The following is a 19,998-nucleotide window of genomic DNA, read 5'->3' on the forward strand; positions in this document are numbered from 1 at the left end:
GTTCGGCTTTGATCATGCCTTTCTGACCGGGCGGAGGACCTGATAACCAAGTCCTTCGGGACAGTGCCTCTGGTAATCCGGATGTTCAGTCTCATCCCATTCATATCCCAGGATATGCGGATCATAATTCCAGGCCAGTTCTTCCACCGCGTTCATGACATCCGCGTTTTCGGTCATGTAGTCGAAGGAGGGATAGCCGAAAACCAGATAATCACCGGCGGGAATCTCCCGGAGCTCAAATCCCTGCGGAACAGGGCCGCTGTAGTCTTCCGGCACACCGGTTCCATAGAAATAGAACCGTTTTCCGTTTGCTTCCTTCCATCCGGCAGTATGGGCCGTGACGATGGGGTGGGCGAGTTTATCCATGCTTGTCACAAAGCCGCAGACATCATCCTCGTCATGGTAATTCCAGAAGTCACCGTACCCGGCTGCTTTTTCTTCCCAGATCCCCAGGTATTTGTGGGCCGGGATGTGTTCCACTTTGATAAACAGACGGGATGTTTCCATCTTCGTGATCCTTCCTGTTTCGCTGTAGTCGGGAAGCAGAACCACCTTATGAACCTGAAGGCGGATCGGAACAGGATTCTTCCGGTATACAGCCGGGGTGCATCCATACTGTTCCTTAAAAACCCTGGACAGGGCTTCCTGGGAAGAATATCCGTATTTGACGGCAGTATCCAGGATCCGCTCCCGGGTGTCCCGGATCTCTTCCGCGGCACGGGCCAGACGCCTGCCGGCCGCGTAGGATTTGATGGTCATGTTTGTTACGTCGTGGAACAGCACCGAGCAGTACCACGGGGAATAGCCGATCTCTTCAGAGAGGTCATGCAGCATCCGGGTCTGATCCAGGTGCGTTTCAATCCAGTCTATCATATGCTGGACGGTTTCAACCCATTCCTTCATGTATTCGCCTCCCGCATCCGACAGGATATCATGCCCGGATCCGGATGTTTTGATATTTCCTGTGGTTCTGTTTCCGTTATATGATAGCCGGCTTCTTCCGGAAGATCAGATGATTAAAGAAAGCAATCTTCCTGTATTCATCCATTGTGCCGGCTTTTGTTTCCAGCTCCAGCATGGACCGGTACCATTCATCGGTATATTTGATCTCATTATTGGAAGACAAGCCAAAGAAGGTCCTGATCCCGTAAGTGTCAGCAAGCTCCATCCGGTCAGCCAGGAAGCTGACGAGATGTTCGTTCTCATACACATTCCGGCTTCCGAACATGCTGTCTTCAGCCTCTTCTTTGCACAGCAGGTCCAGGGCAGCCCGGGGATCATCATTCAGCACGGCATAGGCAACAACCCGGCCCAGGTCATTATGCTTTACAACCGACAGGATGCCACCGGGTTTCAGCACCCGGACCAGCTGATTCAGCACTGATTCGGCATCTTCCACATATTCCAGGACATTGTGGCAAAGGACAACATCAAAGGTGCTGTCTTCAATTTCTGAAAGGTATTCTGCTCCCTGCGGAACCAGGGTATAGCTGTTTTCCTGTACCCGCAGGCTGATCATTTCCTCATTCGGCTCCACGGCGGTGACTTTATGATGCCCGGCGTAATGATCCGCTGTCAGGCAGAAACCCGCGCCAAAGTCCAGGATCTCCAGACTCCTGTCATCCGGAATATCCAGCTGTCGGTAAATCAGATCGTAGAACATCCTGCCCCAGGGCTGGTCCACAACGTTCCGGTATCTCTTTATTGCTTCAGACATGTGTTATTCTCCATTCTTTTTTCATTGATTAAAGTATCAGCCAAACCCTTGTATCCGTATCTCATCCAGCTGGGCGGCTGTCAGCGTACCGGCCCTGTAAAGCTGCCGGTATTCATTCTCCACGGAACTGCCAAAGATCAGCAGGTCATCGGTATTGATCGTTACGGGCACTTCGTTCTCAAACAGGGTTTTGACGGGATGGGAAGCATAGCTGCTGACGATCCCGAGCATAATGTTACTGGCGGGGCAGACATTCAGGCGGATCTTCCTGTCCGCCAGGATGCGCATGAGCCGCGGGGAGGAAGCGGCGCTTATCCCGTGATGGATTTCATCCAGGCCGAGGGTATCCAGGGCACGTTCCATATCATCCGGACTGCCGGTCTCCCCGACATGCATCCGCTTAACCAGCCCGTACTGTTCGGCTTTCCGGTACAGGGGAAGGAACGCTTCCGCCGGCTGGATGCCTTCTCCGCCGCAGACGTCGATTGACCTGAAGAAACCGGAAGCAAAGTATTCCTCCGCCTGCGTCGCTTCTTCCAGGGGATCACAGGAAGACATAAAAGTCAGTTCAGGTTCAAGCACGGTATCCGGACAGTATTTCCGGTTGAAGGACTGAAGCAGTCCGGAAAAAGAATCCATACCGCCGGCACCGGTGATATCAGATGTGCCGAAGATCAGTACCAGCCTGGAAAGATGGTTCCGGCCTGCCTCCGCAAAGGCGCCTTCCCAGCGGAGAATGTTGCCGGAAAAATCCGGGCAGGCGGATTTGATCATACCGGTAAACCAGGCCTGCATTCCGCCAAGACCGTCAAAGGAAACGGGAGGTTCCGACAAGGGCCTTTTCAGACGGCTCTCCAGCCATTCCCGCCGGCAGCCTTTCCCGGCATGGCTGTGAAGGTCGCTCTTCCTGCAGGAGAGCAGACTGTCCCGGTCGTCTTCTTCCAGCGCGCGGATGAACTTTTCGCTGTCTGGAGCTGTCATGGCTGTCCCTCCTGTTCCCGGAAATTTGTTACCGGCATCATATCAGATATTTCCTCCTTCCGTCAAAAAACGGAAGGAAGTACTGTTTCCTTCAAAAGATGTGCTATACTGTTTCCCACACCGGACAGAAAGGAAAAGATATATGGACAGCGTAAAGACGATCCCGGATACGGAAATCATGAAAAAGATCGAAGAATATATGCGGATCGCCATTGAGGAAGCAGAAACGGCTAAACGGAACGGTGAGAATCCCTACGGGGCGGTTCTGCTGGATCCGGAATACCGTTTCTGCCATAAGGCGCATTCCAGGAGCATTGAGCTGTGTGATCCGACAGCGCACGCGGAGGTCCAGGTGATCCGGGAATACTGCCGGGAACAGCAGAAAGTATACTTGGAGGATTATATCCTGGTCTGTTCCGGCGAACCCTGTGTGATGTGCTCCGGCGCGATCAAATGGGCCAGGATCGGGCAGATCTATTATTCGGTTCCGCAAAGCGAGATCAACAGGATCAGCGGCGGAAAACCGAAGCCGTCCTGTGAAAGCCTGATCAACTCCGGAGCCAGCCGGAAGCTGATCGTCGGCAATGTCCTCCCGGAAGAGGGACTGAAGGTTTTTGAAGGTTTTCAGTTCATTCCGCAGGACAGGAAAAAATAATTTTCAAACACTATTGACTCTCACATTATGTCAGACATTACAGTAGTGGCGAGCTCAGAAATACCATCCATGGAGGGAATAACCAATGCTGAAGATCGGAGATTTTTCAAAACTGTCCAGAGTAAGCATCAGAATGCTTCGCCACTATGATGACATCGGACTGCTGAAGCCTGCGGAAACCGACACCTTTACAGGCTACCGGTATTACAGGGAGGATCAGCTGTTCACCATCGGACGGATCACTGCCCTGAAGGATATGGGCTTTTCCCTGTCGGATATCATCCGGATTCTTGAAAACTATGATGATCCGGAAAAAATGGAATCATTCCTGTCCGCCCGGCAGGAGGAACTGTCCAGACTGTCAAAGGAGACGGAGTATAAGCTGATGCTTCTGGAAACAGCCAGGAAACGGCTGAGAAAGGAGCAGATCATGAATTATGACGTTACAGTAAAAACCATCCCGGAAAGATACGCGGCCACGGTGCATATGGTGGTTCCGCACTATGAGGACGAGGGGATGCTCTGGGGGATGATGGCAGAATGCAAGACGCCGCTGATCCCCGCGGATCCCTGCCTGGCGGCAGCGGAATTCCTGGATAAGGAATACAAGGAAGAAAATGTGGAGATCATCACCTGGATGACCGTGAAGGGGACCTATGAGGATACGGAGCATGTGAAGTTCAAAACCCTTCCGGCGGTGAAGGTGGCGAGCTGTATTATCAAAGGCAGCTATGAGCAGATGGGGGACGCGACGGCGACCGTGGTTTCCTGGATCAATGAAAATGGATACCAGATCAGCGGACCCATGTTCAATATCTATCACGTCGGCCCGGTGCAAACGCAGAATCCGGATGAGTATGTGACAGAAGTTTGTTTCCCGATCGGATAACGAATAAAGGAGCTGAGAATCCTCAGCTCCTTTTTCATTGCATGCAGGGGAACCATTATGCCCACGGGACGTAATGGTACCGCATGTATTCGATCTCGTTCTTCTCATTCAGGCGGATCTGTGTGGTGACGAACCAGAAATCCGCATCTGTCGTTTCATTCTGTTCATCCGTCAGGTCACAGGAGAAGATCAGCTCCCTGCCGACAGGGGCTTTCCCTTCCAGGTAGGCGTTGATATACCAGGCATACAGGTCCGTGACGGGCTCGAAAGCATCGGGGTCAGGTCCGGAAGGACTCTGCATATCCGCATGGAAATTGTCTGCCAGGTTATAGGTGACGAGGCTTTCTTCCGCTGTGTCCCCGAAATACATTCCCTCCTCATCCGTGGCAACGCGCTCATAAACACCGGTGACTGCGTATACATGATGATCCTTGTCATACAGCAGCTTCCGGATCTCAAACAGATCATACTGCGCTCCGCTGCTGCCGGTGTAGATGCTGTATCCTTCCGCGGCGGCAGACGGGAAGGCAAGGGAAGTGTAGGGGACAAAGCCGCGGAAACCGCTGCCTTCGATGTAGGCCCATTCACCCATGATGGACAGCAGCGTGACGGGATCGCCTTCGGAAAGGGCGGTCAGCGTGCTCCGGGAGAAAAGCGGGTCATCCGTTACGCTGACCTTTTCATTGGCGACTGCGCTGATCCGCTGGAAATCAAGGTCAGCCGCGTTTGCCTTTTTCGGCAGGGAAGCGGCATCAATGTATCCGAAACGGTAATGGTTTTTGTCAATGGAATACTGGATCAGGATCCAGCCGTTTTCTTTTCCGAAAACCTGGATCCATCCGTTGGTGGAAACCTGGGCTTTCCCGTTTCCGCCGCGAAGGGAAAGCTTATCCGGCGCGGAATAAACAGGATACTTTCTGCCGCCGGTAAAGCGGAATTCCTGCGCTGTGAGTTCAGAATCCTCCGGGAGTACGGGGGGCGTTGTCAGGCGCTGCTGCGCTTTCTGATAGGTTCGGGGGAAAGCGGAAAGACTGATATAGCGGAGATCCCGCTGGAATTTTCCCTGGACGGTTCCGATTACGCCGGACTGGTTCAGATCCTTGTAGTAGGTGACGGTACCATCGCCGATGGCAATGGCTCCGCGGCTGTCCTTGCTGATGATCCGGATCAGGTTCCACTGGCCGGAGGAGGAAAGCTGATACGCGGAAAAGAGTTCAAGGTATCCCTGTTCATCGTTATACTGGCTGATGACCAGGAACTGGCCGTCAAAATGCTCCTGCGCCGAGAATTCTGCTATGGAATTGGTCACATAGATCTCTACGGTGTGGCTGCCCTGGGGGATGGCTTTGCTGGTTGAGAAACTGTTAACCCATTTGCCGTCGGAAGCTGTAAAGCAGTAAAGGACGTTCTCCCCTCCGCCTGTGCGAACGAGGACGAACCATCCTGAACCCCACCGGGCGGTATCTGTGATCGATGCTCCGGCGTAGGCGTCCCCGCTGAAATAACTGCTGATTTCAGCCGGAAGCGGTTCATCCGCCTGCGCTGTGCAGACACTTACGGCCAGCAGGACAAGGGCAAGCAGGATAACGAACCGAATGCGCTTTTTCATAGTGATTTCCTCCTATATGCCCCGATATATTCGTTTCCGATTGATGTCGGATATCTATTCAACGATTCAACTGTTACAATTATTGCATAGAAAAGGAAAAATGTAACCATATATTTTTATTGTATACAGAGCAGCAAACAAAAAACAGGCGCCGGTCATGCCGACCGGCACCTGTTTATACGTGTAAAGGGGATACAGCGGCAGCCTGCTTTTATACAGCAATCCGGACGATCAGGAAATCGTCCTTCATGACGGCTTTATCACCGAAGGTATCCCGGATCAGACCTGTGTCCAGCGACCAGGTGCTGACAATGATAATGGTCCCGTTCTCCTTCGTGACACGCCTGCATTCTTTCACTATTTCTTTCCACTGGGGATAAATATGGCTGAAAGCATTATAGATGAAGACGGTATCAAATGTGTGATCAGCATAATCCATCCGGGACGCGTCCATCACCTGAAAGTGAAGGCCGTTCTGACGGGCCTGCGGATTCAGCCGGCTGTCATCCAGATCGATACAGGCAGCCGTGCGGGCAAACGGCAGAGCTGAAAGGGAAAAATCCGCTGTTCCGCAGGCTGCTTCGAGGATATCCCTGTTTTCAATATCCGCCATCAGCAGGCGGACAAGTTTATCCGTTTTTTTCATGCCGGTTCCTTACCTGAATATTTCCATGCAGACATGTTCGGCGGTGCGTTTGAATTCCCGGAAGCCGCACTTTTCATAGACATGGATCGCCCGGTAATTATCGAGGTTGGTCCTGAGACAGACCCGGTTCAGCCCGAGGGTGTTCATACCGTATGCTGTGATGGCTTTGACAGCCTCTGTGCCATATCCTTTTTCCTGCATGGCCGCGGTAATGGCAATGCCAAGCTCCCCGGCGGAACCGGTGATGTTCATCAGCTCAACGTTTCCGATAAACCGGCCGCTCTTCTTTTCGATCATGGAAAAGACCGGCTTTTTCTCCCGCAGCTGTTCCTGAACCCATTCCGCTTCCTGCGCTTCGGTGTAAAGCTCGTGCGCACCGCCGATGAAACGGTCCACGTGTTCGATATCATTGACCATGGTGAGGTAATCCGGAATCAGTTCTGCCGAAACCTCCACATAGCTGATGTTTTCCGATTCAAAAATCTTTTTCATTCTTTTCCTCCAGAACCTGGACTGTCATAGTCCAATCTCTTTATAGATCTTTTCGATGACCGGGGACTTATGCCCTATATACTGATCAATATCATACGGGTAAAAGGAAGCCGCTTCTTCCTTGATCCGGCTGTATTCCTGTACCGCATCGGGATGAGATCGAAGGTAATCCCTGAAGGCAATGTGCCTTTTCAGCTCCGGTGAATCCTCCGGGCAGACATACAGGTGATGTTCTTTCAGGTGCTCTTTTCCCTCATAGCCGAAGGCTTCCCGGCCTGCGATGCCCAGGTTGCCTTCATGCTGATAACCGATCTTTGCCAGCCGGGAAATCACCTCATCCAGCACGGAATGATCCCGGATGACCACATCGATATCGATGACCGGCTTGGCGGACAACCCGGGCACGGAGGTGCTTCCGACATGCTCAATCCGCAGGGCCAGTTCACCCAGGGCATCCCGGATCTCATTGCTGATACTGATAAAGTCCTGTTTCCACATCTCGTCGTAAGGCTGAACGATGATATGTCTTCTGTGCATCAGCTCAACACTCCTTATTCGTTTGGTCCAGCAGTGCCGCCAGTTCCGGGAAAGAAGTGACGACTGTTCCGTCATATTCCTCGTGATCCCTGTTGAACAGGATCGGTTCAATGTCCAGTTCGGCGGCAGCCAGGAGGTTTTTGACACTGTTGTCAACAAAGAAACATTCCTCAGGCTTCTTCCCGGTGACCGACAGGGCAGTCTCATAGATCTTCCTGTCCGGCTTGCGGCATTTCACATCCCCGCTGACGATCTTGTGACTGAAGAATCTGTCCAGTCCGTGGTGCTCGGTGATATATGCGCTCCACTCCGAAACGTCATTGGAAAGCAGCACAAAATCGTACAGGGAAGCATATTTTTCGGCAAAGGGCAGAAACCCTTTATCCAGCGTCAGGCAATGATCGATATAGTTGACCATATGGAAGCGGGGATCATCGAAACCAAGCCGGGTCAGGAATTCATCCGAGGTCAGTTCACCGTTTGACGCTTTTGTAAACAGGTTTTCCTCTCTGAACTGCCTGGTCAGCCTGTCATATTCCGACTGATCGAAAGCATTGAAGGTGTAGGGGATAAAGAAACCTTTGCTCTCCTCCAGGATGACGCCGTACATATCGATCAGGATTGTCGTCTTTTTCATCCGAATTATTTCCTTTTCATCACATGGTCCTGCCAAAAGAAACGGGGAGACCTGTCACTGCTTCCGGCAGATGTATAAAAGATGATTGGTCGCGCCTAACAGTTCCCGCTTTTCTGAAAAGGCCAGGTACCAGTCCACAAAAGCCGGAAAGTCCTCGTCCGTGATCTCAAAATCCGGACGCACTTCAATGGGCTCCAGCACGCCGTCTGTACCGGTGGTGGTGATCCACTGAACCGGTTTGTCCTCAAACAGTTTTTCAAATTCAACAATATCGTATCCGGTGAACAGCTGTTCCTTAAAGTGCTTAACTTTGTAATCCTTTGTAAAGTTTTCCTCCTGGCCTTCCGCCCAGTCGCCGCTGAGGTAATTGGCATACATGATACCGAAGACGGAGAGGAACGCGAAGAGGATGACGCCGCCCTTCCTGGTGACACGGATGGCTTCGTCAATGGCTTTATGGATATCCGCCGCGTCATACAGGTGATAGAGCGGTCCCAGAACAAGCGTGATGTCAAAGGCCTGATCCTCAAACCGGCCCAGGTCTGTCGCGTCTCCCTGGAAGGAACTGATATGGTCCACACCCCGGCTGTTCTGCTTCAGAACATCGAGGTTTTTCTCCACCAGCTCCACAGCTGTCACGTCCATGCCTTCCTTTGCCAGGGCAATGGAGTACCTGCCGGTTCCGGCGCCTACTTCCAGCACTTTGGAACCGGGCGCGGCAAAGCGGTGGATATAATGCATGGTCACGGTATATTCCAGCTGTCCGTGACGGTTATTCTGAAGCCGGCTGTCTTCGTCAACCTGGTTATAGAATCCGCTGATGATCTCTTCTCTCGTGCTCATAGTTTATCATCCTCCAAAGTTTTCAGCTGTACTGAAAGAATATGCCGCGCGGGCCAGAATTCATACAGATGCAGGACGGATACTTTCCCTTCAAAGGGAGAGAAACCGCCGAGCACAGGGGAGAGGGCCTCCCGGATCACATCCGGCCTGTCGATCAGCAGTGTGGTATGGGCTGACCAGCTGAAGGTGTCCAGGCTGTCATTGAAGCTGTCCTTCAGGTCCAGCATTTCCCGGCCGGCCTCCGGTTTAATGAACAGCACGTCATTCTCCGGCAGCCGGAAAAGCCCGACATGGTTAAAAGAAACATCGAAAGCCCGCTGTGTATCCGCGATCCTCCGAAGGCGTTCCTTCAGGGCTTCTTCCTGATCGGTATGATATGAGCCCAGGGTGAAATGCATGGGAATGTTCTTTGTCTGGACACCGGAGAATCCCAGTTTATACAGCTTCTCCTGCATCCCGGCCAACGTCTTTTCCGTCCGGTCGTCATATCCGGCGAGGACGTATAATGCTTTGCCTGCCATACTTTTTCACCTCTGTCATCCAAAAGTTTTCTGTGCTTTACACACCGAAACGGTATTCTTTTTCGCTTTTATCATTGGGCACCAGGCCGAAGACTTCAATCACCCGGTCCGCGGCCCGGTCGGGAGTCAGATCCGTATTGTCGATCTTCAGATGGTTTTCAAACCAAACCTCGTTTTCATCCGAATTCAACTTGTGTCTTCGGGCATCCTTCAGCAGGTTATCCCTGCTCCAGGTTACATCCCGCTTGGAGGCTTTCCGCTCCATGCGGTGCGGGGTTTCGTTCCTCGCCAGCCTGGTTTCAAGGTCCGCGCTTAATTCAACAAAATAGAAACGGCCGCCGCCCTGCTCAAAAAGATCCTTCAGCTTTGACAGGTACTCCCGCTCTTCCGGAATATCAAAAGCGCAGACATAGGTGAAGATCAGGTCCACATTGTGCTTTACGGCCAGCTCAAAGGCCTTTTCCCTGAAAAAGGCGTTGAATTCCTTCTGGGCAGGGGTGGCAAACCCGAAGATCCGGTCTGACACCTCAATGCTGTCATGATTCATCATCATGTTATAGCGGAGCTTGTCCCGCAGGCTTTCCGCGACGGTCATTTTGCCGACTGCCTGGGGCCCGCAGATTACGATCAGATTTGCCATGTGATTCACCTGCCTTTCGGTTCTGTGAGGGTACGATGAACGAAAACCCGTAATACCGGTATATCCATGGAACTGAAAGTATTTCGCGCATCATAACAGAACACCATCGGCCTGTCAAGGGAAAAAACAGGGAATGGCTTTTTTATGTTTTCCGGAAAAACATCTTGTATTCTTCCCGGCGCAGGCATATAATCCATTTCCGGAGCAGGTACGGGACAGCATCCCGTTCCCGCACACCAACTGAATATGCAGGGGAGCTTGTGATGACAGGCTGAGAGGAAGGTTTCACCTTCGACCCTTAAACCTGATGTGGGTAATGCCGCCGTAGGAAGCTGAAGAACGGATACGTTTGTGCAGGAGAAAACCCCTGAAGGTTTTCTCCTGCTTTTTCATTATCCGCGTGAGCGGCGGGCTGAGGGGGAGCGCCCTGGGCTTTGTAATCCTGCGATGGGAACCCGTGTTTCGGGGTGAGAGGGGAAAAGTGATTCCCGACCGGGCGAAGCGTACAAGCTTCGTATTTCATATCGAAAAGGGGTTCACAAAAATGAGGAAGTCCGACGTTATCCTGAAACTGGTTGTCCTGTCCCTGCTGATTGCTCTTGGCGTGGTGATCTCGCCGATCCTTCGGGTGGAGGGAATGTGTCCGATGGCGCACCTGATCAATATTGTCTGTTCAGTTCTGATGGGTCCCTGGTATTCGCTGCTGTGCGCGACGGTGATCGGAATCATCCGCATGCTGACGATGGGGATTCCCCCGCTGGCGCTGACAGGCGCGGTTTTCGGGGCTTTCCTGTCCGGGGTATTCTATCGCATGTCCAAAGGAAAGATCCTTATAGCTGTGGCGGGTGAGATTATCGGAACCGGGATCATCGGCGCTCTGGCATCCTATCCGGTGATGACCCTGCTGTGGGGAAAGGAAGGGCTGAGCTGGCTTTTCTATGTGCCCTCCTTTATCTGCGGAACGCTGATTGGCGGAAGCATCGCGTATGTGTTCCTGCGCAAGCTGGCATCCAACGGTATGCTGGCCAGGATGCAGCGGTCTGTGGGATCCGCGGCCTATCACGACCAGATGAGCGTACGGGCTGACGCGCTGACCATCGCAGCATTGGGAGGAATTCTCTGGGTGGTAATCAAGGTGGCTTCCACCGCTTTCGGCCTGACATCTCCCGCCTGGAATACCGCTGCTTATGCTGCTCCTGCAGCCGCGGCGGCTGCGGGTTTGATCTACTATGTATGCAAAACAAAGAAGGTAAGGGAAGCAAATGCGAAGACTGAGTGAAATACGCGGCGCGGTGAGGGAAAACAGACCGCTGATTCACTGCATCACCAATCCGATCTCCATCAACCAGTGCGCCAACACGGTGCTGGCTGCCGGTGCGCGCCCGATCATGGCGGAGCATCCGGCGGAGGTGGATGAGATCACGGAATCAGCGGACGCGCTGGTGCTGAATACCGGAAACATCACTGACGTGAGGATGGTTTCCATGGAAATCTCCCTGCAGGCAGCTGCCAGAGAAGGAATCCCGGTTGTTCTTGACGCGGTGGGCACCGCGTGCTCCGGACTGCGGCGCGGCTTTGTGCTGAAGCTGCTGGAGACGGCGGCTCCGGCAGTGCTCAAGGGAAACTATTCGGAGATCTATGCGCTGTATCATGCGGCTTATCATTCCCCCGGGGTGGACGCGGACGGCGAACTGGATGAGGCTACGGTGCTGGATGCGGCCCGTGAACTGGCAAAGAGATATGGTACGGTGGTCCTGGCCAGCGGAAAAACGGATATCGTCACGGACGGCGTAAAAACCGCAAGGATCAAAAACGGTACGCCGCAGCTTGCGGCTGTGACAGGCACAGGATGCATGCTCGGGGTGCTTTGCGGCGTATTCCTGTCCGCCTGCCCGGGAATGGAAGCGGCTTCTGCCGCCTGCGTCATGCTGGGCGTCTGCGGGCAGCTTGCTGAAACGGAAAAGGGCAGCGGTACCTTTATGGTCAGCCTGCTGGATGCCCTGTCCACGGTTACGGACGCACAGCTGGAAAACAATATGAGCACGGAGGAAACAGCATTGTGAAGCAGTTTGATACAAGCCTGTATTTCATCACTGACAGCACAGGATTCGGAGAGGAGGAATTCCTCAGCCGGGTGGAGGCGGCCCTGCAGGGCGGTGTGACCATCCTGCAGATCCGTGAGAAGAGCAGGAGTACCCGGGAATACATTGCCCTTGCTGAAAAAGTTCACGCGCTCACCCGGCAGTACGGCGTTCCGCTGATTATTGACGACCGGGTGGACGTTGCGCTGGCCGTGGACGCGGAGGGCGTGCACCTGGGCGCGGAGGACATGACAGTTGCCGCGGCCCGGAAGATCCTGGGGACGGAAAAGATCATCGGGGCAACGGCCAAAACGGTGCCCTGGGCGCTGGATGAGGAAGCCCAGGGAGCGGACTACCTGGGCGTTGGCGCCATCTATCCCACAACCACGAAAGTGAAGACCGTCCTGACATCTACCGATACCCTGCGGGATATCTGTGAGGCTGTTTCCATTCCGGTCAACGCCATCGGCGGCCTGAACCGGGATAACATTGACGTACTTGCCGGAATCCCCATTGCCGGCATCTGTGCCGTATCGGCCATCATGAAGGCGGAAAACCCGAGGACAGCCGCTGAAGGACTGAAAGCCAGAGCCCGGGAGCTCGGCCTGATCCGGGGGAAAGGAGAAACAGGGGCATGAAAACAGCTTTGACCATCGCGGGAAGCGATTCCAGCGGAGGCGCCGGGATCCAGGCGGACCTGAAGACCATGACGATGAACGGTGTTTATGCCATGAGCGCGATCACAGCCCTGACAGCCCAGAATACCACCGGCGTGAGGGCCATCATGGAGGTGACACCCGAATTCCTGCAGCAGCAGATTGACGCGGTGTTTGAGGATATCCGGCCGGATGCGGTGAAGATCGGCATGGTATCCTCCGGGGAGCTGATCCGGGTGATCGCGGAACGGCTGCGGTTTTACCGGGCAGGGAATGTGGTGGTTGATCCTGTGATGGTGGCTACTTCCGGTTCCGCCCTGATGAAAACAGACGCGGTGCAGACCCTGATGGATGAGCTGCTGCCCCTGGCTGAGCTGGTCACGCCCAATATTCCAGAGGCGGAGATCCTCTCCGGCATGAGCATCCGTACCGCGGAGGACATGGAAAAGGCGGCAAAGCAGATCAGTGGTGACCGTCACTGCGCGGTGCTGCTGAAGGGCGGTCACAGCATTAACGATGCCAATGACCTGCTCTGCGAAGACGGGAAAATCACCTGGTTTGAAGGGAAGCGGATCGATAATCCCAATACCCATGGGACCGGCTGTACGCTGTCCAGCGCCATTGCCGCCAACCTGGCGAAAGGATTTGCCCTGGATGAGTCTGTACGGAGGGCAAAGGAATACATTTCCGGCGCGCTGGGGGCGATGCTGGACCTGGGAAAAGGCGCCGGTCCGATGAAGCATAATTTTGACCTGAATTCCCGGTTTGCCGAAGAAGCAAATTAACCTGAAAGGAACGAAGACCAATGAGAGATTACACGACCCAGATGGATGCCGCACGGAAGGGCATCATTACCCCGGAAATGAAGGCGGTTGCCGCTAAGGAATACAGGACAGAGCAGGAGATCCGGGAACTGGTCGCCAAAGGCCAGGTTGCCATCTGCGCCAACCGGCTTCATACCTGTATCAACCCGAACGGCGTAGGCTCCATGCTCAGGACGAAGATCAACGTGAACCTGGGGGTGTCCCGGGACTGCAAGGATTATGACATTGAGATGCAGAAGGTGATGGCCGCTGTGGACATGGGCGCGGAAGCGATCATGGACCTGTCCAGCCACGGCAACACACAGCCTTTCCGGCGGAAACTGACCGCGGAGTGCCCTGCCATGATCGGAACGGTACCGGTTTATGACAGCGTGATCCATTACCAGCGGGACCTGGCGACCCTGACCGCGAAGGATTTCATTGACGTGGTCCGCCTGCACGCGGAGGACGGTGTGGACTTTGTGACCCTGCACTGCGGTATTACCCGCAAGACCATTGAACAGATCAAAAAGCACAAGCGGAAGATGAATATCGTTTCCCGCGGCGGCTCCCTGGTCTTTGCCTGGATGAGCATGACAGGAGAGGAGAACCCGTTCTATAAATACTATGACGAGATCCTGGAAATCTGCCGGGAATATGACGTGACCATCTCCCTGGGGGATGCCTGCCGCCCAGGCTGCCTGGCGGATGCCAGCGACGTGTGCCAGATCGAGGAACTTGTCCGCCTGGGCGAACTGACCAAGCGGGCCTGGGAGAAGGATGTGCAGGTGATGGTGGAAGGCCCCGGACACATGCCGATGGACCAGATCGAAGCCAATATGAAGCTGCAGCAGACCATCTGCATGGGAGCGCCTTTCTATGTGCTCGGGCCGCTGGTGACGGATATCGCTCCCGGATACGATCATATCACTTCCGCCATCGGCGGGGCGATCGCCGCTGCATCCGGCGCGGCGTTCCTCTGCTATGTCACCCCGGCGGAGCATCTGGCCCTTCCGAATGTGGAAGATGTGAAGCAGGGCATCATCGCCTCCAGGATCGCTGCCCATGCGGCGGATATTGCCAAAAAGATCCCGCATGCCAGAGATATGGATGACCGGATGGCGGAGGCCAGGCGGACCTTTGACTGGGAACAGCAGTGGGAATGCTCCATTGATCCGGCAACCGCCAAAGCGATCCGGGACAGCAGGGCCCCCGAACACGAGGATACCTGTTCCATGTGCGGCAAATTCTGCGCGGTCAGGAGCATGAACAAGGCCCTGAACGGCGAGTATATTGATATCCTGTAAGCGGAAAAGAAAGAAGGCCGCCGGTTCGTTTTTTCGAACCGGCGGCCTTTGGTATTTACAGGTATTTTTCGGCGATCAGCATTTCCAGGATCCGGGCTTCCCGTTCAAACATCAGCCCGTTGTAAGGGCTGGATTTTACATTCCGGTTCTTTTGGATCGCAGACTGCGGATCCATGAACTCCAGCCGATACCCTTCACCGGATTCATAGCTGTCCAGATCCTGGGAAACCGTTTCATCCAGCGCGTCACAGAGGTAGTAATAGTTGTCCTGCACAAAGCACTCGGCGGGATCACTGTCGCTTTTCTGGATCCTGTGAACAAGACTGTATTCCTTCACAGAATCCAGAATAACGGTCAAACCTGCTTCTTCCCGGGTTTCCCGGATCATGGCCTCCACCGGGTTTTCCCCGACTTCGATGCCGCCGCCGGGGAATTTGTAATAATCATATTTCAGGCTGTGGACCATCGCCACTTTCCCGTTCCGGATAATAATGCTCCTGGCGGAGTTCCGGACAAAGGAGCGGGTGCATTCCGCGTAATCGTGCAGGTCCATTTCAAACAGAAGACGCATTGTTCAGCCTCCGGATGTTTATTCTGCCGGTTCTCCGATGATTTTGCCCATATAGTACTCATCTATGAGAGAACCATTGACCTTCATGGCTTTGGGACGTATGCCTTCCACCCGGAAACCGTTCTTTTCATACAGGGCTTTGGCGCTCCCGTTCGGGCACTCAACGGTGAGCTCCAGACGGACAATACCGCTTGCTGCGGCCCATTCATCCAGCTGCCGGAAAAACGCTGTTCCGATGCCCCGGTGCCGGTAAGATTCACGGATCCCGACAACAATATAAGCTGTATGCCGGATCCGGTTCATCTTTCCGCGCTCTGCCCAGAGAAAGCCGACGAGCTCCCCGTTTTTGCTTTCAGCGGCCAGCAGGAAATCGCCTCCGGACAGTGCCTCAAGCACACGAGTCCGGAAACCTTCCGGATCGCGGCGTTCTCCGGGCTCGTACATCATATATTCCGTCTCTTCATCCAGCAAGCACATCATATGATAGAATGCCGGGATATCTTTTTCTGTCAGTTCCCTGATGGTCATGCAATCTCCCCAAAGGCCTGCTTATGCCTGGTGCCGATATAGACGGCATGGCAGCAGGTTTCGATGATGGCTTTGTCTTCCGCGGTTTGGTTGATCAGCCCGATAATGATATTGAACATCTCCGGGTCTTTTTCAGCCAGGCTGCAGAGCATTTCTTCCCGGCCGTAACCGAAGCTGCGGAGGGAACGGATCAGCTTTTTGCTGAAACCGCAGTTTTTAAACAGCTCATCAATTTCGTCGGAAGAAGGATAATATCCTTCCTGGAAGCCCCAGGGAGCCATATTGTTGAACTTGCCGGAACGGAAAACCCCCACCATATTTTCCCTGTTAACCTGGCGCGGGTCGCGGAAGAACCTGTCAACAATGGCAATGCTGCCGGTGAGATATGGGATAAAGCTGGCGATAACTGTTCCGCCGGGCTTCAATACCCTGTACACCTCGGACACGCACTGTTTCCGCTCGGATTCCTCGATCAGGTGGTACAACGGCCCGAGCAGCAATACGGCATCGAACTGACCATCGCTGTACATATTCAGATCTGTCGCGTTCACAACGTCACAGGCGATGAGATTATCGGCTCCGGTCTCTGCCTTTTCCTGCTTTGCCTGTTCGATCAGGTCGGGGGACAGGTCGGCCAGGACGACCTTATATCCTTCCGCGGCGAGGGGGAAGGCATAGGCACCGGCGCCGCCGCCCAGGTCGAGTATGGTGCCGCCTTTGGGCAGATGCTCCTTCAGAATATCCATGGTCATCATATATTCCAGCTTGCCATGGCTGCTGTTGGCCAGGCGGTTCTTTTCATCGAAGTTTTTGTAGTAATCCTTTACCCTTTCAAAATTCGTCATTTTCTTTTCCTCCTTCAGAATATAAGTGACTGGGAAGTGTACTGTGTTTACAGGTTCCTGGCCAGAAACAATCATCCGGCGCGGGATTCATATCCGCGTCCATGGCGCAGGGATCAGCATGGCAGTCCTTGATCTTTTCGGTGAAGCCCATGCGGTGATACAGCCTGACGTTGAGCTCCTCTTCCGGGCCGACACCGATGGTGACACGCCGGAAACCGGCGGCTTTCAGGTCGGCCAGGACGGTCTCCATGAGCCGTGTGCCAAGGCCGCGGCCCCGGTATTCCTTTTCGATCCGGAAGGCACACAGGTAGGCGGTGGTTTTTCCGTCCGCGAAATCCCGGTCAAAGGGGATATCCCGGAAGACATACAGTTCGCCGATCAGCTTTCCGTCATGCTCCATCGTCCAGAAAACCGCGTTTCCTGATTCGATGTTCTGATAAAAGTATTTCGCCGTATTGGATGCTTTGCTGAGATCATCGTATTCCCAAAGACTCAGCATTTCACCGGCGGACGCTTTCCTGATCTGCATTTTGTTTCTCTCCAATGTATCTGATAGGGAAAAGATTTACCGCATCATTATACAGGAGAGAACCGCCGCGGAAAAGCCTTTTGATCAGAACATATCAAACCGGCCGGTGCGCTGCGCGGTGCGCTCCGCAAAACCGAACACCGCCCGTGCCAGCAGCGCGTACGCGGCACCGGTGGCCAGCTCTCCCAGCAGCAGGACCGCAAACCGGCTGTGATCCGGCTGGAACAGCAGGTTCATAGCGGAGATCGATTTGGTCAGCGGCATAAGCTGTGAGATGATCCGGCCGATGAGCGGAAGCTGCGATACCGGGAATTCGGCGCCGGTGAAGATCATCAGCAGATAGCTGACCACATTCAGCACCAGGTGCATGCTGTCGCTGATCAGGCCGAATACCGACAGGAACAGGCCGAAGCAGGCAGCCGATCCCATGGCACAGAGGATGGCCAGGGCGGCAAGACCGAGATTAACACCGGAAAAGTCCACACCGAAAACGCAGGATCCGACGATGAAGCCACACACGGAAGCGCAGATGGCAAACAGCGCGGGGTACATGCCGTTGGCAAGGATCAGCGGAAGCTTTCCGGAAGGGGAGGCAATGATCGAACGCAGGCGTCCGTAGTACCGCTCTCCGGCAAAGATGCCGCCCAGTCCGAAGATGCAGGCATTTGTGCATAGCAGGAAAGCATTGCCGATCACCCAGCTTGTCAGGTTTGTGGTGCGGAAACTGTAGGAAGCGATCAGGCAATAGAAAACCAGTGTGATCAGGGGATAACCAATTTGCATCAGGGCGAATTCCTCAGCCTGGAAGGCTGCGCGGCGTCCTTTGTGGTACAGGTAAGCCTGGTCAAAAAAACGATAGATCATCAGGCCACCTCCAGTGTTGCGGCGATGCGTACGCGGCGGTCGATCTTCCGGTACAGCAGCGCGGACAAAAGCGTATACAGGACCGTGAGGCCCATCAGGATACCGAGTTTCTGCCAGAAGACCGCCGGATCATCTACACCCCATACGGCCATGCGCAGGAGTTCCACAGCGTAGGTGGGGGAGAGGACACGGCTGATCACCTGTACGGCATCCGGCAGTACCGAAACGGGAAACACAAAGCCGCAGAGCAGGATGATCGGGATCTCGATACAGTTCATATACAGCTCCGTTTTGCGGGAGAGCGTCAGCAGGCACGCGACAACGGAGGAAATGACCACGAAGGAGAGAATGGCGGCCAGCAGCGCCAGCAGGAAGTACAGCGGGCTTGCGAGCATCAGCGGGATCCGGAACAGGACAACCGCAGTCACCAGGGAAATACCGAGGGTCAGCAGGGACATCAGCGTATTGCCGATGATCTTGCCGAGAATGATGGCGGGGAAACGCGCGGGGGCAGCAAAGATCAGCGCCAGGGTGCCGCTGTAGCGTTCCCGGTTGATGTCACCGGCGGAAGAAAAGCAGATGCAGCCCCAGAGCCCCATAAGGCCGGACCCCAGGACCACATAGGCCATGAAGTTGTCCTCACCGGAACCGCGGTACATTTCATACAGCAGGATCGTGTTGAGGATCGGGTTGGCAAGGAGGCAGAAGCGGAACATAGGACGGGCAAAGGACTGCTTCATTTGTACCCGCATGGTGCTGAGCAGGATACTGAGATTCACGCGGACACCCCCTCAACCAGTTTGACATAAGCGTCCTCCAGGGAATCATAGCTGCCCCTGATCCCGGACGGCGTACCGCTGGCAATCACTTTGCCCTTGTTGATGATGACCAGCCGGTCACACAGTTCCTCTACTTCGGCAAGGTTGTGGGTGGTAAGCAGGACGGTTTTGCCTTCCTCCTTCAGCCGGCGGATGATGTCCCGCAGCATCCTGGCCCCGACGGGATCCAGGCCGACGGTGGGTTCATCCATAAACAGGATCTCCGGGTCGTTGATGAGCCCGCGGGCGATCTGCAGGCGCTGGATCATGCCTTTGGAATAGGTTTCCGCCAGGTCATCCGCCCGCCCGGCCAGGTCCACCAGCTCCAGGATCTTCCTGATACGTTCATCGCGCTGGTCACGGGGAATCATGTACAGATTCGCGAAATACCGGAGGTTGTCCCGGGCGGAAAGCCGGCGGTATACGCCCATTTCCCCGCCGAAGATGAAATTGATCCGTGTGCGGATAAGCTTTTCCTCTCCGAAGGTATTCCGGTCCAGTACTTTGCAGATTCCGGCTGTAGGCGCGAGCAGGGTGGTCAGCATTTTGATGGTGGTGGTCTTTCCCGCTCCGTTCTGCCCCAGCAGCCCGAAGACCTCCCCCTGTTTTACATCGAAGGAAATACCGTCCACCGCTTTGACTACATTCTTTTCCCTTTTCCAGAATCCGCGGCGGGTCACATATTCCCGTCTGAGGTCCCTGGCTTCAATCACTGTTTCCATCTGATTCACACCCTCTCATATAAATACGATGATCATCTAATAAGATAATAATCGAACAAAGAACGAATGTCAAGACAAAAAAATCAGCCTGCGCGGCAGGCTGACGG

General features: G+C 54.3%; 25 protein-coding genes and 1 riboswitch. Of the genes, 7 read left to right on the forward strand and 18 right to left on the reverse strand.

The window, feature by feature from the left end; all coding sequences use genetic code 11:
* Window positions 1–12 precede the first annotated feature (12 nt).
* From JYE50_RS01130 to JYE50_RS01140, 3 genes are all read right to left on the reverse strand, one after another.
* Entirely contained in the window at window positions 13–903 is an 891-nt protein-coding gene (locus JYE50_RS01130) for a helix-turn-helix domain-containing protein (protein ID WP_084096642.1), read from the reverse strand.
* Window positions 904–979: 76 nt separating this feature from the next.
* Window positions 980–1,717, reverse strand: coding sequence for a class I SAM-dependent methyltransferase (locus tag JYE50_RS01135; RefSeq protein WP_084096641.1), 738 nt, complete (start codon window positions 1,715–1,717; stop codon window positions 980–982).
* Between the two features lie 36 nt (window positions 1,718–1,753).
* Entirely contained in the window at window positions 1,754–2,698 is a 945-nt protein-coding gene (locus JYE50_RS01140) for an amidohydrolase family protein (protein ID WP_084096640.1), read from the reverse strand.
* A gap of 142 nt (window positions 2,699–2,840) precedes the next feature.
* Here JYE50_RS01140 and JYE50_RS01145 point away from each other — a divergent pair, with 142 nt between their 5' ends.
* Complete coding sequence (locus JYE50_RS01145) at window positions 2,841–3,353, forward strand: nucleoside deaminase (protein ID WP_179138401.1); 513 nt, start codon at window positions 2,841–2,843, stop codon at window positions 3,351–3,353.
* Window positions 3,354–3,438: 85 nt separating this feature from the next.
* A complete protein-coding gene (locus tag JYE50_RS01150; protein WP_084096638.1) occupies window positions 3,439–4,242 on the forward strand; it encodes a MerR family transcriptional regulator in 804 nt (267 codons plus the stop codon).
* A gap of 55 nt (window positions 4,243–4,297) precedes the next feature.
* On the opposite strand, the gene JYE50_RS01155 is transcribed toward JYE50_RS01150, so the two are convergent.
* The 8 genes from JYE50_RS01155 to JYE50_RS01190 all read right to left on the reverse strand — a co-directional run bounded on the left by JYE50_RS01155 (window position 4,298) and on the right by JYE50_RS01190 (window position 10,167).
* Window positions 4,298–5,851: an SH3 domain-containing protein gene (locus JYE50_RS01155; RefSeq protein WP_084096637.1), complete on the reverse strand. Its 1,554-nt coding sequence runs from the start codon at window positions 5,849–5,851 to the stop codon at window positions 4,298–4,300.
* A gap of 211 nt (window positions 5,852–6,062) precedes the next feature.
* Window positions 6,063–6,497 carry a class I SAM-dependent methyltransferase gene (locus JYE50_RS01160; RefSeq protein WP_084096636.1) on the reverse strand — a complete coding sequence of 145 codons (435 nt, stop codon included), beginning with the start codon at window positions 6,495–6,497 and terminating at the stop codon, window positions 6,063–6,065.
* A 9-nt stretch (window positions 6,498–6,506) separates the two neighbouring features.
* Entirely contained in the window at window positions 6,507–6,989 is a 483-nt protein-coding gene (locus JYE50_RS01165; RefSeq protein ID WP_084096635.1) for a GNAT family N-acetyltransferase, read from the reverse strand.
* A gap of 24 nt (window positions 6,990–7,013) precedes the next feature.
* Window positions 7,014–7,526 carry a GrpB family protein gene (locus tag JYE50_RS01170; protein ID WP_084096634.1) on the reverse strand — a complete coding sequence of 171 codons (513 nt, stop codon included), beginning with the start codon at window positions 7,524–7,526 and terminating at the stop codon, window positions 7,014–7,016.
* Window positions 7,527–7,530: 4 nt separating this feature from the next.
* Window positions 7,531–8,163 (reverse strand): HAD family hydrolase, encoded by a 633-nt coding sequence (locus JYE50_RS01175; RefSeq protein ID WP_084096633.1) that lies wholly within the window; start codon window positions 8,161–8,163, stop codon window positions 7,531–7,533.
* A 54-nt stretch (window positions 8,164–8,217) separates the two neighbouring features.
* Window positions 8,218–9,006, reverse strand: a complete 789-nt coding sequence (locus tag JYE50_RS01180) for a class I SAM-dependent methyltransferase (RefSeq protein ID WP_084096632.1) — start codon at window positions 9,004–9,006, stop codon at window positions 8,218–8,220.
* The gene (locus tag JYE50_RS01185) at window positions 9,003–9,527 is read right to left on the reverse strand and encodes a 2'-5' RNA ligase family protein (protein ID WP_084096631.1); all 525 of its coding nucleotides are present in this window, start codon (window positions 9,525–9,527) and stop codon (window positions 9,003–9,005) included. The genes JYE50_RS01180 and JYE50_RS01185 overlap by 4 nt, the downstream gene beginning before the upstream one ends.
* A 37-nt stretch (window positions 9,528–9,564) precedes the next feature.
* Window positions 9,565–10,167, reverse strand: a complete 603-nt coding sequence (locus JYE50_RS01190; protein WP_084096630.1) for an ATP-binding protein — start codon at window positions 10,165–10,167, stop codon at window positions 9,565–9,567.
* Window positions 10,168–10,407: 240 nt separating this feature from the next.
* Window positions 10,408–10,515, forward strand: a riboswitch (TPP riboswitch).
* A gap of 196 nt (window positions 10,516–10,711) precedes the next feature.
* On the opposite strand from JYE50_RS01190, the gene thiW reads away from it, so the two are divergent.
* From thiW to thiC, 5 genes are read left to right on the forward strand one after another with little or no spacing between them, the layout of a single operon-like run.
* The gene (thiW, locus tag JYE50_RS01195; protein WP_084096710.1) at window positions 10,712–11,446 is read left to right on the forward strand and encodes an energy coupling factor transporter S component ThiW; all 735 of its coding nucleotides are present in this window, start codon (window positions 10,712–10,714) and stop codon (window positions 11,444–11,446) included.
* A complete protein-coding gene (gene thiM, locus JYE50_RS01200) occupies window positions 11,430–12,230 on the forward strand; it encodes a hydroxyethylthiazole kinase (RefSeq protein WP_084096629.1) in 801 nt (266 codons plus the stop codon). Before thiW ends, thiM begins: the two co-directional genes overlap by 17 nt.
* On the forward strand, window positions 12,227–12,886 hold the full coding sequence (gene thiE, locus JYE50_RS01205; protein ID WP_084096628.1) for a thiamine phosphate synthase: 660 nt from the start codon (window positions 12,227–12,229) through the stop codon (window positions 12,884–12,886). Before thiM ends, thiE begins: the two co-directional genes overlap by 4 nt.
* The gene (thiD, locus tag JYE50_RS01210; protein ID WP_084096627.1) at window positions 12,883–13,689 is read left to right on the forward strand and encodes a bifunctional hydroxymethylpyrimidine kinase/phosphomethylpyrimidine kinase; all 807 of its coding nucleotides are present in this window, start codon (window positions 12,883–12,885) and stop codon (window positions 13,687–13,689) included. Before thiE ends, thiD begins: the two co-directional genes overlap by 4 nt.
* Before the next feature lie 20 nt (window positions 13,690–13,709).
* Window positions 13,710–15,014 carry a phosphomethylpyrimidine synthase ThiC gene (gene thiC, locus JYE50_RS01215; RefSeq protein WP_084096626.1) on the forward strand — a complete coding sequence of 435 codons (1,305 nt, stop codon included), beginning with the start codon at window positions 13,710–13,712 and terminating at the stop codon, window positions 15,012–15,014.
* 55 nt (window positions 15,015–15,069) lie between these two features.
* Here the strand turns inward: thiC and JYE50_RS01220 are convergent, their stop codons facing one another.
* From JYE50_RS01220 to JYE50_RS01250, 7 genes are all read right to left on the reverse strand, one after another.
* On the reverse strand, window positions 15,070–15,585 hold the full coding sequence (locus JYE50_RS01220; RefSeq protein ID WP_084096625.1) for an NUDIX hydrolase: 516 nt from the start codon (window positions 15,583–15,585) through the stop codon (window positions 15,070–15,072).
* A gap of 18 nt (window positions 15,586–15,603) precedes the next feature.
* The gene (locus JYE50_RS01225; RefSeq protein ID WP_084096624.1) at window positions 15,604–16,113 is read right to left on the reverse strand and encodes a GNAT family N-acetyltransferase; all 510 of its coding nucleotides are present in this window, start codon (window positions 16,111–16,113) and stop codon (window positions 15,604–15,606) included.
* Window positions 16,110–16,958 carry a class I SAM-dependent methyltransferase gene (locus JYE50_RS01230; RefSeq protein ID WP_179138400.1) on the reverse strand — a complete coding sequence of 283 codons (849 nt, stop codon included), beginning with the start codon at window positions 16,956–16,958 and terminating at the stop codon, window positions 16,110–16,112. Before JYE50_RS01230 ends, JYE50_RS01225 begins: the two co-directional genes overlap by 4 nt.
* The gene (locus JYE50_RS01235; RefSeq protein WP_084096622.1) at window positions 16,945–17,487 is read right to left on the reverse strand and encodes a GNAT family N-acetyltransferase; all 543 of its coding nucleotides are present in this window, start codon (window positions 17,485–17,487) and stop codon (window positions 16,945–16,947) included. Before JYE50_RS01235 ends, JYE50_RS01230 begins: the two co-directional genes overlap by 14 nt.
* Window positions 17,488–17,571: 84 nt before the next feature.
* Window positions 17,572–18,351 (reverse strand): ABC transporter permease, encoded by a 780-nt coding sequence (locus JYE50_RS01240; protein WP_084096621.1) that lies wholly within the window; start codon window positions 18,349–18,351, stop codon window positions 17,572–17,574.
* Window positions 18,351–19,130: an ABC transporter permease gene (locus JYE50_RS01245; protein WP_084096620.1), complete on the reverse strand. Its 780-nt coding sequence runs from the start codon at window positions 19,128–19,130 to the stop codon at window positions 18,351–18,353. The genes JYE50_RS01240 and JYE50_RS01245 overlap by 1 nt, the downstream gene beginning before the upstream one ends.
* On the reverse strand, window positions 19,127–19,891 hold the full coding sequence (locus JYE50_RS01250) for an ABC transporter ATP-binding protein (protein WP_084096619.1): 765 nt from the start codon (window positions 19,889–19,891) through the stop codon (window positions 19,127–19,129). The genes JYE50_RS01245 and JYE50_RS01250 overlap by 4 nt, the downstream gene beginning before the upstream one ends.
* Window positions 19,892–19,998 lie beyond the last annotated feature (107 nt).

This window comes from Aristaeella lactis, from assembly GCF_018118585.1.
In the GTDB taxonomy this organism is placed as follows: domain Bacteria; phylum Bacillota; class Clostridia; order Christensenellales; family Aristaeellaceae; genus Aristaeella; species Aristaeella lactis.

Coding starts and splice junctions, on each gene's coding strand:
- JYE50_RS01130 (WP_084096642.1), bottom strand. CDS start 903: ATGAAGGAATGGGTTGAAACCGTCCAGCATATGATAGACTGGATTGAA.
- JYE50_RS01135 (WP_084096641.1), bottom strand. CDS start 1,717: ATGTCTGAAGCAATAAAGAGATACCGGAACGTTGTGGACCAGCCCTGG.
- JYE50_RS01140 (WP_084096640.1), bottom strand. CDS start 2,698: ATGACAGCTCCAGACAGCGAAAAGTTCATCCGCGCGCTGGAAGAAGAC.
- JYE50_RS01145 (WP_179138401.1), top strand. CDS start 2,841: ATGGACAGCGTAAAGACGATCCCGGATACGGAAATCATGAAAAAGATC.
- JYE50_RS01150 (WP_084096638.1), top strand. CDS start 3,439: ATGCTGAAGATCGGAGATTTTTCAAAACTGTCCAGAGTAAGCATCAGA.
- JYE50_RS01155 (WP_084096637.1), bottom strand. CDS start 5,851: ATGAAAAAGCGCATTCGGTTCGTTATCCTGCTTGCCCTTGTCCTGCTG.
- JYE50_RS01160 (WP_084096636.1), bottom strand. CDS start 6,497: ATGAAAAAAACGGATAAACTTGTCCGCCTGCTGATGGCGGATATTGAA.
- JYE50_RS01165 (WP_084096635.1), bottom strand. CDS start 6,989: ATGAAAAAGATTTTTGAATCGGAAAACATCAGCTATGTGGAGGTTTCG.
- JYE50_RS01170 (WP_084096634.1), bottom strand. CDS start 7,526: ATGCACAGAAGACATATCATCGTTCAGCCTTACGACGAGATGTGGAAA.
- JYE50_RS01175 (WP_084096633.1), bottom strand. CDS start 8,163: ATGAAAAAGACGACAATCCTGATCGATATGTACGGCGTCATCCTGGAG.
- JYE50_RS01180 (WP_084096632.1), bottom strand. CDS start 9,006: ATGAGCACGAGAGAAGAGATCATCAGCGGATTCTATAACCAGGTTGAC.
- JYE50_RS01185 (WP_084096631.1), bottom strand. CDS start 9,527: ATGGCAGGCAAAGCATTATACGTCCTCGCCGGATATGACGACCGGACG.
- JYE50_RS01190 (WP_084096630.1), bottom strand. CDS start 10,167: ATGGCAAATCTGATCGTAATCTGCGGGCCCCAGGCAGTCGGCAAAATG.
- thiW (WP_084096710.1), top strand. CDS start 10,712: ATGAGGAAGTCCGACGTTATCCTGAAACTGGTTGTCCTGTCCCTGCTG.
- thiM (WP_084096629.1), top strand. CDS start 11,430: ATGCGAAGACTGAGTGAAATACGCGGCGCGGTGAGGGAAAACAGACCG.
- thiD (WP_084096627.1), top strand. CDS start 12,883: ATGAAAACAGCTTTGACCATCGCGGGAAGCGATTCCAGCGGAGGCGCC.
- thiC (WP_084096626.1), top strand. CDS start 13,710: ATGAGAGATTACACGACCCAGATGGATGCCGCACGGAAGGGCATCATT.
- JYE50_RS01220 (WP_084096625.1), bottom strand. CDS start 15,585: ATGCGTCTTCTGTTTGAAATGGACCTGCACGATTACGCGGAATGCACC.
- JYE50_RS01225 (WP_084096624.1), bottom strand. CDS start 16,113: ATGACCATCAGGGAACTGACAGAAAAAGATATCCCGGCATTCTATCAT.
- JYE50_RS01230 (WP_179138400.1), bottom strand. CDS start 16,958: ATGACGAATTTTGAAAGGGTAAAGGATTACTACAAAAACTTCGATGAA.
- JYE50_RS01235 (WP_084096622.1), bottom strand. CDS start 17,487: ATGCAGATCAGGAAAGCGTCCGCCGGTGAAATGCTGAGTCTTTGGGAA.
- JYE50_RS01240 (WP_084096621.1), bottom strand. CDS start 18,351: ATGATCTATCGTTTTTTTGACCAGGCTTACCTGTACCACAAAGGACGC.
- JYE50_RS01250 (WP_084096619.1), bottom strand. CDS start 19,891: ATGGAAACAGTGATTGAAGCCAGGGACCTCAGACGGGAATATGTGACC.